This window comes from Alistipes sp. AF14-19, from assembly GCF_003461645.1.
GTDB lineage: Bacteria > Bacteroidota > Bacteroidia > Bacteroidales > Rikenellaceae > Alistipes > Alistipes shahii.
In genome coordinates, this window is the sequence record NZ_QTXM01000001.1 from 38,304 (window position 1) to 55,850 (window position 17,547).

The window sequence follows — 17,547 nt, forward strand, 5'->3', positions numbered from 1 at the left end:
GAACGTCTTACCGGACCGCACCCGATTCGGCTTGGACTCCACCCTGCTTTTGCGTACCTTTAATAAAAACATACCGATCATGGACTTTACGGAAATCAGACTTTCGGGCAAAACCCGTCGTGAACACGATCTGCTGGGCGAAATGGAAATCCCGGCGGAGTATTATTTCGGCGTGCAGACCATGCGCGCGGTGGAGAATTTCCACATCAGCCGCGTGCGGCTCAACTTCTTCCCGGAGCTGATCCGCGCCCTGGCCGACGTCAAGCAGGGCGCCGCGATGGCCAACCGTGACCTGGGACTGCTCGACCCGGCGATCGCCGACGCGATCATCCGGGCCTGCGAGGAGCTGCGCGCCGGGAAACTCGAGGAGCAGTTCGTCGTCGACATGGTGCAGGGCGGCGCCGGCACGTCGACCAACATGAACGCCAACGAGGTGATCGCCAACCGGGCGCTCGAACTCCTCGGCCATGAAAAGGGCGAATATCAGTTCTGCCACCCCAACAACCACGTCAACCTCTCGCAGTCGACCAACGACGCCTACCCCACGGCCGTGAGGATCGCACTGGTGCGCAGCATCGAGAAACTGGTGGCCTCGCTGCGCGAACTCATCGCGGCGTTCCACGCCAAGGGCGAGGAGTTCTCCGGCATCATCAAGATGGGCCGCACGCAGCTTCAGGACGCCGTGCCGATGACCCTCGGACAGGAGTTCGAAGCCTACGCCGCCAACCTCACCGAGGAGACCGAGCGGCTGACGGCCAACATGAAACTTTTCTTCGAGATCAACATGGGGGCCACGGCCATCGGAACGGGCATCAACGCCGACCCCGACTACGCCGGGCTTTGCACCCGTTACCTGCGCGAGATCACCGGACTGCCGCTCGTCGAGGCGTCGAACATGATCGAGGCCACGAGCGACACGGGCGCCTTCATTATGAACTCCTCGGCCCAGAAACGCCTTGCGGTGAAACTCTCGAAAATCTGCAACGACCTGCGGCTGCTCTCGTCGGGTCCCCGCTGCGGGCTGAACGAGATCAACCTCCCGCCGCGCCAGCCGGGATCGTCGATCATGCCGGGCAAGGTCAACCCCGTGATCCCCGAAGTCGTCAACCAGGTAGCGTTCCGCGTCATCGGCAACGACCTCACCGTGACGATCGCATCGGAAGCCGGACAGCTCGAACTGAACGTCATGGAGCCGATCATCGTCCACTGCCTGTTCGAGAGCATCGAAATGCTGATCAACGCCATGAACACGCTGCGCGAGAAGTGCATCGCCGGCATCACGGCCAACGAGGAGGTCTGCCGCCGGATGGTCTTTAACAGCATCGGGCTGGTGACTGCGCTCAACCCCTATCTGGGCTACGAAACGTCGAGCATGCTGGCCAAGGAGGCCCTCAAAACCGGCAAGGGCATCTACGACCTCGTACTCGAGCATAAGCTGATGAGCGAAGAGGAGTTGCACAAGGTGCTGCAACCCGAAAACATGGTCCACCCGCGCAAGAAGATCGGAGAGTGACCGAACGGAACAGCCCCGGCCCGATGAGCCGGGGCTGTTCATTCCGCCGGGCCGCTATTCCGCCAGCCCGTAACGGCGCATCAGGGGCTTCACGTCGGGCACGGCGCCGCGGAAACGCACGTACTGCGCCAGCGGCTCGTCATAGCCCGCTTCGGTCAGGATATGGCGGCGGTAACGGCGCGCGGTTTCGGAATCGAAAATATCGCCCGTGCCGGTGAATGCCGCGAAGGCATCGGTGTCCAGCACCGCCGACCACGTGTAGGAGTAGTACTGCGCGGGGTAACTGCTGGCGAAGATGTGGTTGTAATAGGTCGTCCGGAAGCGTAAAGCGGTATGCTCCGGGAAGTCGTAACGTTTCAGGAACGCCCGTTCGAAAGCCGCCACGTCGCACCCTTCGACCGGCCGCAGCACGGTGTGCCATTCGAGGTCGAGCAGCGCGGTGGCATAGAAATCGGTCAGGTAAAGCCCCTTCAGGAAGTTCTCCGACTCCTTGAACTTCGCGATCAGCGCATCGGGAATCGGACGCCCCGTCTTGTAATCGCGGGCGTAGTGTTTCATCACCTCCGGCTCCCAGGCCCAATGCTCGTTCAACTGCGAGGGCAGTTCGACCATGTCGCGCGGGAAGCTGCCCGTCACCTGTGGATACGGCCCGCGCGAGAGGAAACCCGCCAGAGCGTGTCCGAATTCGTGGAAGAGGGTCTTGACCTCGGAGGTCGACAGCAGCTTCGGCCTGCCTTCGGCCGCACGCGAGAAGTTGCAGCTGATGGTCACCAGCGGCAGCACCTCCCGCTCTCCGGCGCACGAATACCCGCGCAGGCGCGAGCACCACGCGCCGCCGCGTTTGCCCTTGCGGACGAAGCAATCCAGATAAAGCAGTCCGAGGGGGCGGCCTTCGGCGTCTTTCGCCTCGAAGGTCAGCACGTCGGGGTGGAAAACGGGAATGTCCGTGCGCTGCGTCAGCGTGATTCCGAAAAGACGGTTGGCCACATAGAAAACGCCGTCGTTGAGCACATTGTCGAAAAGCAGGTAGTTGCGCATGCGCCCCAGTTCGGACCCGAATTTCGCCTTGCGCAGCTTGCCCGAATAGAAGGCCACGTCCCACGGTTCCAGCCGGAAGGCCGAATCCCGCTCGTATTTCACGGCGAAAGCCTCCAGTTCGGCACGCTCCGCACGTCCTTTCCCCGCGGCAGCGTCCTTGAGCGGCAGCAGCAGTTCGCGGACCTTTTCGGGCGTCCCGGCCATGTTCGTCTCCAGCGTGTAGGCGGCATAGTTCTCGTATCCCAGCATCCGGGCCCGTTCGAGACGCAGGTTGACGATGTCGACCGACAACTGGCGGTTGTCGTACTTCCCGTCCATGCAGCGCGAGGTGTAGGCCTCGTAGAGTCTCCTGCGCAGATCGCGGTTCGTGGCCGAAGCCATGACCGACGCATAGTCGCCGTTCGTGAACCCGACGGCCCAGACGCCCTGATGCCCCTGCCGGGCCGCATTGCGGGCGAAACGCTGCCGGGTCGTCCCCGCAAGCCCGTCGAGCAGGCTGCTGTCCTGCACGTACAGGACGAACTCCTGGGTCGCCTGCGTGATGTTCTGCCCGTGGCGGATGCGTTTGAGCGAAATCTCGCGGTTCAGCTCCTTGAGCCGCACCTTCTGCCCGGGCGTGCAGAGCGCCCCGCCGCGGATGTAGCTCCGGTAGACCTTGCCGAGCGTCCGCAGCTGGAGCGAATCCAGCCCGGCCGCATCGCGCCGGTCGTAGACGGCCTTCACCAGGCGGAAGATCGCCGTGTCGAGCGTCACGGCGTCGTATGCCTCTCCGGTCAGCTGCGCGGATTCCAGAGAGATCCGGATGACGGAGTCGCCTCCGAAATTCGATTTCAGGTAACCCAGCACCGCGCGCGGAACGTCCAGCAGGCTGTCGGCACAGTCGAGCGGCACGACGACGTTTTCGAAAGTCGCCTCCGCGGGGTCCAGCGCCCTGATTTTCGCAATCCCGGCCTTGTAGGCGCGGATGCCCTCCTCAATGGCGGGCATGATGTCGGCGGCATGGATACGGTCGAAGCGGGGCGCCCCGTAAGGGGCTTCGGAAGGCATCAGCAACGGATTTCCGGCAAAAAGCCGGCCGGAGAAAAGGAACAGCCCACATACGGAGAGGAGAAGCGTTCTCCTTACGAGCGGAAGGGATCGGATCATGGCGAACGATTGGCTGAATTTTTCCACAAGATAGCAAAAAAATCGTTCCGGACAACACCTGCCGGCAAATTAAAACCGGCGGAAAGAGTGTCTCCGCCGGGGCATCCCGTTTTCCGGGTAATTCGTCAGGAACTTTTCCGAAGCCGCACGACGACGGGATGGTGGTCCGAATAGTCGACCGGAAGCACCTCGTAGGAGAGCGGTTCGAAACCGCCGCTCAACACGTAGTCGATGCGCAGCGTGTTGTAGAAACCGCGGAACGTATGCGAATAGCCCGACCCGCACTCACGGAAGGCGTCGCGCAGCCCCCGCGCCATCGTGCGGTAGACATACGACATGGGCGTATCGTTGAAATCGCCGCAGACGATCCGCCGCGTGCGCGTCGCACCCACAACCTGCGCGATACTGTCGACCTGCGCGGCCCGAAGCACGCTATTCTCGCGCAAACGGGTCACGATACTGCGGATTTTGGTCTCGCGCGCCGTGTCCGAGAGAAACTGATGGCTGGTGATGAACTGGTTGTCCGAAGCGTTGATGGCCGTCGAGCGCAGGTGGTTGTTGAAAACCCGCACGGTGTCCTCGCCCACAATCACGTCGGCCCAGACCGAAGACGAAGGCGTCAGCACGGTGTCCGAACGCAGGATGCGGTATTTGCTCAAGATGGTCAGCGTCGAGCCATAGACCGAATCCGGAGCCTGCGTGCGTCCGAAGTGCGCAATCTCGTACTTCTCGCCCAGCAGCGAAAACTCCTCGGACTGCTCCGCGAGGCGGGCATTGAACTCCTGGAGGCAGATCAGGTCCGGAGCCTGCTCCTCGATCAGGCGCAGGATGTCGTCGACGCTGCTCCGGCCGTCCTCGCCGTAGAAACTGCGCACGTTGTAGCTCATAACCTTGACAGCAGCGCGGTCGAAGGCCGTCTCCGTGGCATAGCTGCGGCGGATTTCGGGACGCCAGAAGAGCGAGACCTTGAAAAGCCCCGCCACGACGACGACCAGCATCGCCCCGGCGCACACCCAGCGCCAGCGGATGATCCAGTAGAGCGTCAGCACGACCGACGCGACGTAGACCGCCGGAGCGGCCAGCCCCAGCACGGGAAAGAACCACACGCTGCCCGGATCGACATAGGGGACGAAATAGGTGAGAACCATCGTCGCGCCCACGGCCAGCGTCACGAGCGTCAGCGCCAGGTCGACGAGCCGCATGACGAGACTGCGGCGCCGTTTCCCCGAAGGGCCTCCCCCGTATCCGTTATAGTAATCGGGAGCCATCGTCTAAAAACGGATCGTTCCCCGGCGTTTCCACCAATGCAGCAGCAGGAATCCCCACAGCATGCCGCCCACATGGGCGAAATGGGCCACGTTGCCCACGCCCCTCCATCCGAGGAACAGCTCGATGACGGCATAGATGATGACGAACCACTTGGCCTTCATCGGAATAGGCGGAATCAGCAGCATGATGACCGCATTGGGATGCATCACGCCGAACGCCAGCAGCAGGCCCATCACCGCGCCCGACGCGCCGACCAGCAGCAGCGGCAGCTCGCCGAACGCCAGCGCCGTGAGGTACTGGATCAGCGCCGCACCCACGCCGCAGACCATGTAGAAGGTCAGGAAACGCTGCGAGCCGAGTTCGTATTCGAGCGTACGCCCGAACATCCACAATGCGAACATGTTGAAGAAGATATGTTCGAAATTGGCATGCAGGAACATGTAGGTGATGAACTGGTAGGTATGGAAATAGGGCGTTCCCAGCGACAGGGCGCAATACTGCATGATCGTGTCGCCGACGGGCAGCAGCGCCGTGGCCATGTAAACCAGTACATTGATGATTATCAAATTCTTGACCACCGGAGGGGTCTGAAAATAGCGGTTCATGCGTTTTAATTTTTGCAAATGTAACTCTTTTTCCGCCGGATTATCCCAACTTGGCGCGCAAATCTTCCGGCGTGATCTCGGCGGTGATCGCCTTGCCCGAGGGCGAAAAACTGAAACTGCCCGTGTCGGCCAGCTGTGCGAGCAGCGCCGCGGCCTCCTCGCGCGACAAGGTCCGCCCCGCACCCTTGGCGCCGGAGCGGGCCATCACGCCGGCGATCTTCTCGCGCCGCACATCGGAGAGCGACACCGGAGTCGCAAAGGCCTGCAACAGGTCGAACAGCAGCCGGTCCACGGCGTCGGCGGGCATGTCGGCGGGCGTGCCCCTCACTTCGACGGTCCCTTCGCCGCAGAAGTCGATGTCGAAGCCCAGGGCAGCGAACTCCACGGCATTCTCCTCCAGCAGGGCGTATTCGTCGCCCGAAAGGACCAGCCGTTCGGGGAACAGCAACTGCTGGCTCACCGACGAGCCGTTGCCCAGCATCCGGAGGTAATCCTCGTAAAGAATCCGCTCGCGGGCGCGCCGCACGTCGACCACTACGAAGCGGCCGCCCAGCAGAGCGGCGACATAACCGCCCGGCAGCGGCAGCGCATCGGTGAATTCCGGACGCTGCGGCATGTCGAACCGCTGCTGCTCGGGAACGGCCGACGAAGGGATGAAATCCAGGGCGCTGTCGTCGAATCCGCCGCCCGAAGGGGTGATCTCGAAACCGCCGCCCGACTCGAACTCCTCGAACTCCCCGGCGTCCGCACCCGGCAGGGCGAATCCGCCCGCCGCGGCCTGCGGGAACGACGGCGCGGCGCTCCGGACTCCGCCCGTGCGCAATCCTCCGACCGCGCTGTCCGACACGACCCCGCCGTCGCGGTACGGCACGTCGAAGCCCGTGAAATCAACGTTCGGATCGGGCGCCGAAGGGTCGATATACTCCTCGCGGAAAGGGTTGTAGTCGCTGTTCGACATGGCCAGCGGCTCGCTGTACACGGCTCCTTTCTGCAAAACGGGAATCTCCACCGGGCTGTCCCGGTCGAAATCCATCAGCGGCACGGCGCCCGTTTTGGCCAGCGTCTCGCGCACAGCGGCGTTGACGATCTGCCACACGGCCTCCTCGTCGGCGAACTTGACCTCGGTTTTCTGCGGGTGCACGTTGACGTCGATACGCCCGGGATCGAGCGTCAGGTAGAGGAAATAGGAGGGCTGGCAGCTCTCGGGAATCAGCTTCTCGTAGGCTTTCAGAATGGCGCTCGTCAGATAGGTGCTCTTGAAAAAGCGCCCGTTGACAAAAAGGTATTGCTCCGTGTTGCGTTTCTTGGCGGCAGCCGGACGGCCGATATATCCCTCGATGCAGGCGATCGAAGTGTCGGCCTCGACCTCCAGCAGGTTCTGCTTGATGTGACGCCCCACCACGTCGACGATGCGTCCCGCCAGCGATCCGGCCTGCAACGTATAGACCGGAGCGTCGTTGGCGTAGAGTTCGAAGGCGATCTGCGGGTTACAGAGCGCGATGCGCTGGAACTCGGCCTTGATCTGCGACGCCGAGGTGGTGCTCTTGTCCAGAAAACGGCGGCGCGCCGGGACGTTGTAGAAAAGGTTGCGCACGAAGAACTGCGAACCCACGGGACACATCACCGGGTTCTGCGCCGCGAACTGCCCGCCGTTGATCTCGGTCTGCGTACCCACCTCGTCGCCGGCCTGCCGGGTGCGCAGTTCGACCTGCGACACGGCGGCGATCGAAGCCAGGGCCTCGCCGCGGAATCCGAACGTGTGCAGGGCGTAAATATCCTCCACGGCCCCGATCTTGCTCGTGGCGTGGCGGTCGAAGGCCATGCGCGCGTCGATGGGCGACATGCCACAGCCGTCGTCGACGATTTGGATCAGGTCCTTGCCGCCGTCGCGGAAGTTGACCTTCACCGAAGTCGCCCCGGCGTCGATGGCGTTCTCCATCATCTCCTTCACCACCGAGGCGGGCCGGTTGACGACCTCGCCCGCGGCGATCTGGTTGGCAACGACCTCGGGTAATAATCTGATCTTGTCTGCCATTTACTCCTCGTAATCGTTGGGAACGACCCTAATAGGCGCATAGGGATTGAACTCCTCCTCCCCGACCTGCTGCGTTTCGGTCGCGGGTGCGGTCCGCGCGCGCAGGAACACATCGGCCAGCTTCGGGTAGAGCAGGTAGATGAAAAGCAGCACCAGCACGGCCCCCGCGGCCATCTTCAGCACACGGATACGCCCCCGCTCCTCCTCGTTCGAACGCCGCGCATCCCGGGCTTCGCGCTGGGTGCGGATGTACTGTCCGGGCTGGTATTCGCGGTCGGCATCCTCGGCGCGCTCGCCGCGCAACTCGGCACGGCGCTGTTCACGGGCCTCCTTCTCGGGGTCGTAATAACGCGGGATGTAATTGAATTTGTTCGGGTGCCGTTTGAAAGGGGTAAAGCCTAACATGGTCGTTCTATTTTTTGTAAAGATACGAATATCTTCGCAATTTTATTGCATGACTCTCTTTATTGTGGTTGCATTGCGACAAGCCCCCGCCTCAGGCGGGGGTTTAGGGGTGGGTCAGATTTGCAAACGCGGCATTCCGCCGCCAATTACAAGCCGGAATCAATGTACGAACGATTAATAATTCATCCCGGATTATTACCTGAAGAAGCTTTTCATCCGTTCGAAAATATTCTGGTTCTTGACCGACTCCGCCTTCTGGAAAGAGGGCTGCGCGGCCAACTGCTCGACGAGTTTTCGCTCCTCAGCCGAGAGTTTCGACGGAACGGTGATGTCCACCACCACCAGTTCGTCGCCGCGACCGTAGCCGTTCACGTCGGGCAGTCCCTTGCCGCCCAGGCGCAGCACCTTGCCGGCATGCGTTCCCGGGGCGATCTTGATCTTGGCGCGCCCGTCCACCGTCGGAACCTCGACCGTACCGCCCAACAGGGCCGTCGTCACGGTGATGTTCAGGTTGTGGATCAGATCGTTGCCGTCACGCACCAGTTCGGGGTTGCGCTCCTCCTCGATCACCACCTGCAGGTCGCCGTTCACGCCGCCCTGACGCGCGGCGTTGCCCTTGCCCGTGACGGTGAGGACCATACCCTCGCCCACGCCGGCCGGGATCTTGATCTCCACGACCTCCTGCCCGCGCAGCGTGCCTTCGCCCTTGCACTTGTCGCACGACGCGGTGATCACCTTGCCCGTGCCGCCGCACGTGGGGCACACGCCCTGCGTCTGCATCCGGCCGAAGAAGGTGTTCTCCACCCGCGTCACATAGCCCGTGCCGTTGCAGGTCGAACAGGTCGAATAGGAATTGGCGTCCCTGGCTCCCGAGCCGCCGCACTTGTCGCAGGCGACGGTCTTGTTGATCTTGAGTTTCTTCGTAACTCCGTTGGCGATCTCGGCCAGCGTCAGACGGACCCGCACGCGGATGTCCGAGCCGCGGTTCACGCGCCGTCCCCCGCCGCCGTTCGACGAGCGGAATCCGCCCCCGAAATGGCCGCCGAAAATGTCGCCGAACTGCGAGAAGATGTCCTCCATCGAGAACCCTCCGCCGCCGAAGCCGCCGAAGCCGCCGGCCCCGCCGCCTGCCGCGCCGCTCATTCCGGCATGGCCGAACTGGTCGTAACGGGCGCGCTTGTCGGGGTTCGACAGCACGTCGTAGGCCTCTGCGGCCTCCTTGAATTTCTCCTCGGCCTCCTTGTCCCCGGGGTTTTTGTCGGGGTGGAACTGGATGGCCGCTTTGCGGTAGGCCTTCTTTATTTCGTCTGCGTTAGCGTTCTTCGCAACGCCCAGCACTTCGTAGTAATCCCTTTTTTCTGCCATGGTCTTACTCTCCTACAACTACTTTTGCGAAGCGCAGCACCTTCTCGCCCAGCATGTAACCCGTCTGAACGACGTCGATGACCTTGCCCTTCTTCTCGTCGCCGGCGGCGAACCGGGCAACGGCCTCCGAAAAATCGGCGTCGAACTCCTTGTCCAGCACCTCGATCTCGGTCACGCCCTTGCGGCGGAGCGCCTCGGTAAATTTCTGTGAAATGAGCGTCACGCCCGCCCGCAGCGCCTCCAGATCGTCGCTCTTCTGCATGGCGTCCACGGCGCGCTGCACATCGTCGCGCACAGGCAGCATCTCCAGCAGCACGTCGCGGCCCCCGGTCTGCACCAAGTCCATCTTCTCCTTGAGCGTGCGCTTGCGGTAGTTGTCGAACTCGGCTTGCAGGCGGACGTACTTGTCCTGCCACTGGGCCACGGCCTCTTCGAGCGCCTTGGCTGCGTCGGCTTCGGCAGCGGGTTCACCGTCTGCCAATGTGTCAGTCGCCTCGTCGGTTTCATCTGACACATTGGCACAAGGCTCCCCGTCGCACGACGGATAACCATCGCCGGGGGTGAACCCTTCGTCGCCGCTAACAGCCTCATTATAAACTTTTTCTTTTTTCATATCTTGTAATTTTTCAGTTTTCCTCCCCTTATTCGAACAAATTGCATACCAACCCGGCCAAGAGGCGGTCTTCAAGGGCAATGCCTGCATGCCGGGCATCGAACCGGCCTGCGCGCCACCGTCCCAAAGCCGCTTCGCGGCAAGGCGGCGCTTATCCGATGATGAAAATGGCCGGGCGCCTGTTCATTTCGGGCAGCTGGCGGCGGCGCCACTCCCCGGCCGTATGGGTCTCGATCCGCTCGTCCGGAGCCGTGAGGTCCACGGCGACGGTCAGGCGCGTCTGGTCTCCGAGCGTCTGCACCAACTGCTCCATCAGCTTCACGTTGCGGTACGGAGCTTCGATGAAAAGCTGCGACTGCCCCTCCGACAGCGCACGGCGTTCGAAGAAACGGATGGCCCGGGTCCGTTCGGGCGGCTTCACAGGCAGGTAGCCGTTGAAAGCGAACGACTGTCCGTTGAGTCCCGAGGCCATCACCGCCAAAATGATCGACGACGGGCCGACGAGCGGCACGACGCGGATGCCGCGGCGGTGGCACGCCCCGACGACCGGCGCCCCGGGATCCGCCACGCCCGGCACTCCCGCCTCGGAGATCACCCCTGCCGAGCGGCCTTCGAGCAGCGGCGCGATCAGCTCCTCGATTTCGCGGCCGGCCGCGGTGTGCTCGTTCAGTTCGCGGAATTCCAGTTCGCCGATGGGCCGCGCGATGCCGGCTTTCGACAGGAAACGCCGCGCCGTGCGGGTGTTCTCAACGATAAAGTAGTCCAGCGCATCCATCACGGCCCGGTTGGCCGCAGGCAGCACGTCCCACGGCGCCGTTTCGTCCGAAATCGGACAGGGAATCAGGTATAAAATTCCAAATTCAGAATTCATTCATAATGCATAATTAATTAGGTTCGCAGGCATAATTCTGAATTGTGAATTCTGAATTATGAATTGCGCTCCGCGCCTTATTCCTTGAGGTAGATTCGTTTCACACGCGACGAGACCGACGTCATAATCTCGTAGGGTATCGTGTCGAGCACCCGGGCCATCGTTTCGAGGTCGTTGCCCGGCTCGGCGGAGAAGACCGTCACTTCGTCGCCCTCGCCGACGCCCGGAATGTCCGTGATGTCGATCATGCAGCTGTCCATGCAGACGCGGCCCACGATCGGCGCAGGCCGCCCGGCCACACGCATCGACCAGCGTCCGCAGCCCAGATGGCGGTCCAGCCCGTCGGCGTAACCGATCGGCACGGTCGCCGTCACGGTCGGCCGCAGCAATTTCCCGGCGCGCCCGTAGCCCACGGCGTCGCCCGCTTCGAGACGCTTGATCTGCACGATGCGGGTTTTGAGCGCCGAAACCGGGCGCAGGCCCGCATTGTGCTCCCAGCCGAAGCCGTAAAGCCCCAGCCCGAGGCGGCACATGTCGAACCGCGCCTCGGGGAACCGCTCGATGGCCGCCGAATTGGCCGTATGGCGGATGACGGAATAGGGCAGCGACGCGGCTACGGCGGCGCTCATGCGGTCGTAGCACGCGATCTGCTCCCGGGTGTAGGCATCCTCTTCGGGCATGTCGGCGCAGTTCAGGTGCGAAAAGACCGACGCCACCTTCACGGCGGGCAATGTCGGCAGCACCTCGCACAACCGCCCGATCTCCCCCTCCATGAATCCCAGCCGGTGCATGCCCGTATCGAGCTTGATGTGAACCGGATAGCGGGTTTCGCCCGCATGCGACACCGCATCGGCGAAATCGGCGAGCGAACGGAAACTGTATATCTCGGGTTCGAGGCGGTTGGCGATCATCTGGTCGAAACTGTCGGCGTCGGCATTCAGCACCACGACGGGCATCGTGATCCCCCGCTCGCGCAGCAGCACGCCCTCGTCGGCGAACGCCACGGCGAGGTAGTCGACGCCCTGATGCTGGAGCATCTGCGCCACCTCGAAATCCCCCGCGCCGTACGAACCCGCCTTGACCATCGCCACGAGCCGGGTCCGAAAGTCGAGCTTCGAGCGGAAATAGTTTAGGTTGTGGATCATGGCGTCGAGATCGACCTCCAGCACCGTCGTGTGGCTCTTGCGCGCCAGCGCATGCGCGAGTTTCTCGAAACGGTACTCCCGCGCGCCTTTCAACAAGACGGCACGCCCGGCCACGGCCCTGCGGCCGATGCGGGAGATGCACTCGTCGGTCGAGGCGTAAAACTCCCTGTCGCAGCCGAACAGCGCGGCGTAACGCTTCAGTTTGGGACCGATGCCGACGAGCGTGTCTATGCCTGCCCGCGCGACCATTCCCGCCACGCGGCCGTAAAGTTCGTCGTCGGTCAGCCCGCTCTGCGCGATGTCCGACAGCACGAGCGTCCGGCGGCGCGACAGCGCCACGTTGTGCAGGTAGTCGAGCGCCAGGGCCAGCGAGTTGAGATCGAGGTTGTAGGCGTCGTTGATCAGCACCGAGTCGTTGATGCCGTCCTTGACTTCGAGACGCATGGCGACCTCGGGAGCTTCGGTAAACGACGGCGCGGGATAGCCCATCGCCGCGCAGAACGCCTCGACGATCCGGGCGTTGCGGCGTGACGCCTCGTTGCCGATCAGCGTCTCCGGGACCTCGGGGCATGAGGCCGCGTCGCAGAGCTTCCGCCCCGCGAAGCGCGAGGCGATCATGCGGCCCAGCGGCTCGTAATAACTGTGGTAAACGATGGTCTCGGCACGGTGGGCCAGAACCATCTTTTCGTCGCATTTCTGCTCCAGGTTGAGGAAATTCTCCTGGTGCGCGTCGCCGATCGAGGTGAAAACCACCACGTCGGGACGGATGATGCGCTCCAGCCGCGCCATCTCCCCGGGTTTCGAAATCCCCGCCTCGATCAGCGCCAGCTGCTCGTCGCCCTCGATCATCAGCACCGACAGCGGCACGCCCAGCTGCGAATTGTAGCTCTTGGGCGAACGGTAGCACTTCATCCCCGCGGGCAGTTCCTCGGCAATCCACTCCTTGATGACCGTCTTGCCGTTCGAACCGGTGATGCCCACCACCGTTCCCCGGAACTGCGCCCGGTGATAGGCCGCCAGACACTGCAAGGCCGCAATGGCGTTTTCAACAACCACGTAACCGCACTCCGGCAGGGCTTCGAGAGGCCGTTCGACCATAAAAGCCCGCACGCCGCGCGCATACATCTGCGCCACGAACGCATGCGAATCGTGGTTCGCGCCGCACATGGCGACGAACACCGGTCCCGAGCCAAGCTCGCACGTCAGCGAGCGGCTGTCGGTCACCACCGACTGCACTTCGCAGTCCGTTCCGGAGAACCTGCCGCCCACGACGGCGGCGATTTGCGAAAGACGATATTTCATAAAATACCCAATGGTTTATCTTTTGTACTTTCATTTCCAAAAGTACGAAAATATTTACAGCTCTTTGCCGCTTTCTGGTCGTCAAAAAGACTCAAGCCGCGACATAGTCGCCGGATCTTTGTACCTTTTTTCCGCAAAAAGGTTCCCAAAAACTCTCCGACGGATGCCTACGCCTACAACGGCTCCGGCATCGAGTCGGAATCACTCGCCGCAAACGGCGGAGCAGGCGTAAGACGCCTGTTTTATGAGTACTTGCGCAGGACGGAATCGGAATCGCAATAACCTACCCTCGCCCCTAAAAGCGGTTTTAAACCGCCGCATGATCGCTTGGAGCGGAAAGAGATCGTCCGATGGTCCGCGCGCCCGGAGCGGGAGGCTGGCAAAGGCGTCCGCAGGCGAGGGCAGACAGCGTGCTGTTTACCGAGCCGCCACAGTCTAAACGGCGCGTGTTTTTGCGCCGTAAAGGCTTGATCTTGCTGCGCCCGTTCAGCGCGGACAGGAGGACAATCCCGCGTAAAGCGACATGCGGAGAACTTTGGGTACCTTTTGCGGTCAAAAGGTACAAAGAACAGCAGCAGTCGCAGACTGCAAAATCACGACAGATCGAAGGTCACGATCGTAATTCCCGCACCGCCCCGGTCGGCATGTTCGTCGACCGCCGAGACGATCTCCGGCACCGTGCGCAGGTAGCGGCGAATCTCCTCCTTCAAAGCCCCCGTGCCCTTGCCGTGGAGAATCGACACCGTACCCACGCCCACCATCAGCGCGTCGTCGATGAAGTTGCGCACCTCGTCCAGCGCATCGGCGGCCCGCATGCCGCGCACGTCGATGTGATCCTTGAAGTTGAGTTTGCGCGACGAGATGTCCACCGAGAGCACCGTACGGGCCGCAACGGGCCGCGTCGCCTCGCGGTATTCGTTGTTCGAAACCACCGTCAGCAGCCCTTTGTCCACCGTCGTGAGTATCTGTCCGAACGCCACCTGCGCCCGCTTTCCCTTCACCGACTGCACCACGCCGACCATCTCCTGCCCGGCCATGCGGACTTTCGACCCGGCGACCACTTCGCGCGGCTTTTCGGGCTGCGGAGCGGCCTCCCCGGCTGCCGGCTGCGCGCCCTGCTGCGCCCTGCGCTCGGCGCGCCGTCGGCGGCGGCGTTCGATACGCTCGATCTCGCGGGCCACGGCGGCTTCGTTCCCGGCCTCGTCGGCCTTCTCGACCGCCTCGCGGAAGTCGTCCAGCTCGCGCCGCGCCAGCCGCGTCAGCTCCTTCTCGGCCTGCGCCTCGCGGATGGTTTTAATCGTATTTTCTATCTGTTTGTTGGCGTCGGCGATCAACTGCCGGGCCTCCTGCTTGGCCTTTTTCAGAATCTCCTGCCGCTCGGCGCGGATCTTCGCCAGCTGCTCGGCATAGTTCTGCTCCAACTCCTCGACCTTGCGGTCCGTCAGACGGATGCGATCGCGCTTCTGCTCCCAGTAATGCTTGTCGCGGGCGATCTCGCGCAGCTGTTTCTCGATATTGATGTGATCCGACCCGGCCTTCTCGCTCGCCGCACGGATAATATCCTCCGGAAGCCCGATCTTGCGGGCGATCTCCACGGCGAACGAACTGCCCGGCTTGCCCATTTCCAGCCGGAACAGCGGCCGGATGTTCTGCACGTCGAACATCATCGCGCCGTTGGCGATGCCCTCCACCGACGCGGCGTAATACTTGATATTGGCGTAGTGGGTCGTGATCACGCCGTAACACCCCCTGCCGAGCAGACGCTCGAGGATCGCCTCGGCGATGGCCCCGCCGATGACAGGCTCGGTTCCCGACCCGAACTCGTCGATCAGCACCAGCGTGCGGCCCGAAGCGCCCGCCAGCATGTGCTTCATGTTCAGCAGGTGCGACGAATAGGTCGACAGGTCGTTGTCGATCGACTGCTCGTCGCCGATGTCGATGAAAATGCTCTCGAAGACCGGCAGTTCCGAGACCTCGGAGACCGGAACCGGAAACCCGCACTGGAACATGTACTGCACGATGCCCGTGGTTTTCAGGCAGACCGACTTGCCGCCGGCGTTGGGTCCCGAGATGACGAGGATGCGCTTGCGACGGTCGAGCTGCAAATCCAGCGGCACGATCTCGCGCCCCGCAGCCCGCAGCGTCTGCTGCAACAGCGGGTGGCGGGCGTTTTTCAGCACCAGCCTGTCGTCCGTCGAGAGGATCGGCCGCACGCACCCGTTCTCCGAGGCCCAGCGGCCCTTGGCGCGCAGCATGTCGATCTCGGCCAGGTAGTCGCCCGAATCGGCGATCAGCCCCGCGTCGGGACGGATCGCTTCGGTAAACTCCGTGAGGATGCGCACCACCTCGCGCCGCTCGGCGTACTCCAGTTCGCGCAGTTCGTTGTTGATCTCTACCACCTCGACCGGTTCGACGTAGAAGGTTTTGCCCGTCGCCGATTCGTCGTGGATAAAGCCGTTCAGTTTGCGTTTGTTGCCCGCCGAAACCGGGATCACGGCCTTGCCGTCGCGGATCGAGATCTGGGCGTCGGCATCGACGATGCCCGCCCCCTTGGCCGCAGACAGCACGGCCTGCAACCGCTTGGCCGCCTGCCCTTCGCGTTCGCGGATGGAGCGGCGGATCTCCTGCAGGGCGGGCGAGGCGTTGTCCTTCACCTGGCCGAAGCGGTCGAGAATGCCGTCGATGCGCTGCACGATCTCCGGAAAGGCCGCAACGCCCCGCGTGCGGGCATGGAGGGCCGGATAACGCTCCTCGCGGCTGATGATGAACGAGACGATGCCGCCGATTGCGGCCAGCGCCCGGCGCAGGGTCACGACCTCCTCCACGTCGAGGAACGAACCTTCGACGCGCAGTTTGGCGACGATGTAATCGACGTCGGGGTACTCGCCCCCGGGGAAATCATGCTCCATATCCAGCAGCAGGCGCATTTCGTCGGCGAGCGCCAGCCGCCGTTCGATCTCGCGCGCAGAGGTCGAAAAGCCCTCCGCGACGAGCCGCTCGCGGGCGGCGCGCATGGTGCAACGTGCCGCGACCTGCTCGCGGAGCCGGTCGAAACCTATCTTTTGCTCGAATGTAGCAGGGTAAATCATGAGGAATGAAAAATTAAAAATGAAAAATTAAGAATTGGCCGACCGTCCGAAGATTCATTTTGCGCTCTCGATATGGCAATATGGCCGGACGGGACATGATGAAAAACATTCCTGCCGGCTCCTTTCCAATTTTTAATTCTTAATTTTTAATTCTTAATTTCACCGAGTCCCGCTCGGCCCTGGCCGCAGCTTTGGCGGCTTTGCGCTCGGCCTTCTCCTGCATCTTCTCGGGACTGCGCCCGAAAAGCGAGAAATGCACGTAGCGGCCGGGATACTGCTCGAGGTTGGCCAGCAGCGAGGCGAGATTAGCGCTGGCCTCGGTCAGCGAATCGTAGAGCGCAGGATCGTTCATCAGTTTGCCGACGGTCCCCTCGCCCGCCTCGACCTTTGCCAGCAGACCGTTCACCTCGTCCACAGCGTCCGTAAGCCTGCGGGCGAACCCGGCGTCGGCCAGCTCCCCGGTTATCCGGTTCAGGCTGCCGACGATGCTGTCCACACGCGGGGTATTCCTGCCCAGCATCGCGGAGAACTCCGTAAGGTCGTCGACGGCGGCTTTCAGGTTGCGCTTCTCGGCGTCGAGCAGGCCGGCCATGTCGCCCGTAATGGCGTTCAGGTGGCTCAACGTCCCGGAAATATTCTGCGCGTTGGCCTCCATCAGGCGATTGAGATTGGTCAGCGTGCGCGAGAGGTCGCCCGTCACCTGCGACACCTTCTGCTTGAAGAAATCCAGCTCCGACCCGGCCACGTCCATCAGGTCGCGTTCGCGCACCGAACGCAGCGTGTCGCCCTTCTGGAGATAGGTGCGCGCCGTGCCGTAGTTGATTTCGATGGCCTTTCCGCCCATCAGCCCGTTGCTGTAAATCTTGGCCTCGGAGTCGGTCGGAATGTGATACTGACGTTTGATGGTGAACTGCAACACGACGTTGTCGCTGCGCTGCGGATCGAACGAAATGCCCGTCACCGTACCGATCTTGACGCCTTTCATCATAATCGGCGACGCCGCCTGCACGCCGTTGATCTGGTCGTAGGCGGCGTAATAGACCGAATTGCGGCTGAAAATGTCGAATCCTTTCAAAAACCGGATTCCGGCCCACGCGGCAATGATCATCGTCACGCCGAAAATTCCGATTTTAACTTCCCTTTTCATATCT

12 protein-coding genes are annotated in these 17,547 nt (G+C 62.5%); 1 reads left to right on the plus strand and 11 read right to left on the minus strand.

The genetic code is table 11. From position 1 onward, the window contains the following. Positions 1–79: 79 nt before the first annotated feature. Positions 80–1,513, plus strand: a complete 1,434-nt coding sequence (gene aspA, locus DWW03_RS00155) for an aspartate ammonia-lyase (RefSeq protein WP_022062238.1) — start codon at positions 80–82, stop codon at positions 1,511–1,513. Between the two features lie 54 nt (positions 1,514–1,567). Here aspA and DWW03_RS00160 read toward each other — a convergent pair whose 3' ends face one another. The 11 genes from DWW03_RS00160 to DWW03_RS00210 form a co-directional block, all read right to left on the minus strand. Further along, the gene (locus DWW03_RS00160) at positions 1,568–3,598 is read right to left on the minus strand and encodes a M3 family metallopeptidase (protein WP_022062237.1); all 2,031 of its coding nucleotides are present in this window, start codon (positions 3,596–3,598) and stop codon (positions 1,568–1,570) included. Between the two features lie 224 nt (positions 3,599–3,822). Then, positions 3,823–4,965, minus strand: a complete 1,143-nt coding sequence (locus tag DWW03_RS00165) for an endonuclease/exonuclease/phosphatase family protein (RefSeq protein ID WP_015547630.1) — start codon at positions 4,963–4,965, stop codon at positions 3,823–3,825. 3 nt (positions 4,966–4,968) lie between these two features. Beyond that, positions 4,969–5,571, minus strand: a complete 603-nt coding sequence (locus DWW03_RS00170) for a rhomboid family intramembrane serine protease (RefSeq protein WP_022062236.1) — start codon at positions 5,569–5,571, stop codon at positions 4,969–4,971. Between the two features lie 40 nt (positions 5,572–5,611). Next, positions 5,612–7,606, minus strand: a complete 1,995-nt coding sequence (gene mutL / locus DWW03_RS00175) for a DNA mismatch repair endonuclease MutL (protein ID WP_022062235.1) — start codon at positions 7,604–7,606, stop codon at positions 5,612–5,614. After that, positions 7,607–8,011: a hypothetical protein gene (locus DWW03_RS00180; RefSeq protein WP_015547627.1), complete on the minus strand. Its 405-nt coding sequence runs from the start codon at positions 8,009–8,011 to the stop codon at positions 7,607–7,609. A gap of 195 nt (positions 8,012–8,206) precedes the next feature. After that, positions 8,207–9,376 (minus strand): molecular chaperone DnaJ, encoded by a 1,170-nt coding sequence (gene dnaJ, locus DWW03_RS00185; protein ID WP_015547626.1) that lies wholly within the window; start codon positions 9,374–9,376, stop codon positions 8,207–8,209. Between the two features lie 4 nt (positions 9,377–9,380). After that, entirely contained in the window at positions 9,381–9,989 is a 609-nt protein-coding gene (locus DWW03_RS00190) for a nucleotide exchange factor GrpE (RefSeq protein ID WP_022062234.1), read from the minus strand. A 151-nt stretch (positions 9,990–10,140) separates the two neighbouring features. Further along, complete coding sequence (locus DWW03_RS00195; RefSeq protein WP_118406066.1) at positions 10,141–10,860, minus strand: SAM-dependent methyltransferase; 720 nt, start codon at positions 10,858–10,860, stop codon at positions 10,141–10,143. Between the two features lie 77 nt (positions 10,861–10,937). After that, positions 10,938–13,307, minus strand: coding sequence for an alanine racemase (gene alr, locus DWW03_RS00200; protein WP_022062232.1), 2,370 nt, complete (start codon positions 13,305–13,307; stop codon positions 10,938–10,940). Between the two features lie 593 nt (positions 13,308–13,900). Beyond that, on the minus strand, positions 13,901–16,396 hold the full coding sequence (locus DWW03_RS00205; RefSeq protein ID WP_118406067.1) for an endonuclease MutS2: 2,496 nt from the start codon (positions 16,394–16,396) through the stop codon (positions 13,901–13,903). A gap of 139 nt (positions 16,397–16,535) precedes the next feature. Next, positions 16,536–17,543 carry an MlaD family protein gene (locus tag DWW03_RS00210; RefSeq protein ID WP_022061496.1) on the minus strand — a complete coding sequence of 336 codons (1,008 nt, stop codon included), beginning with the start codon at positions 17,541–17,543 and terminating at the stop codon, positions 16,536–16,538. Positions 17,544–17,547 lie beyond the last annotated feature (4 nt).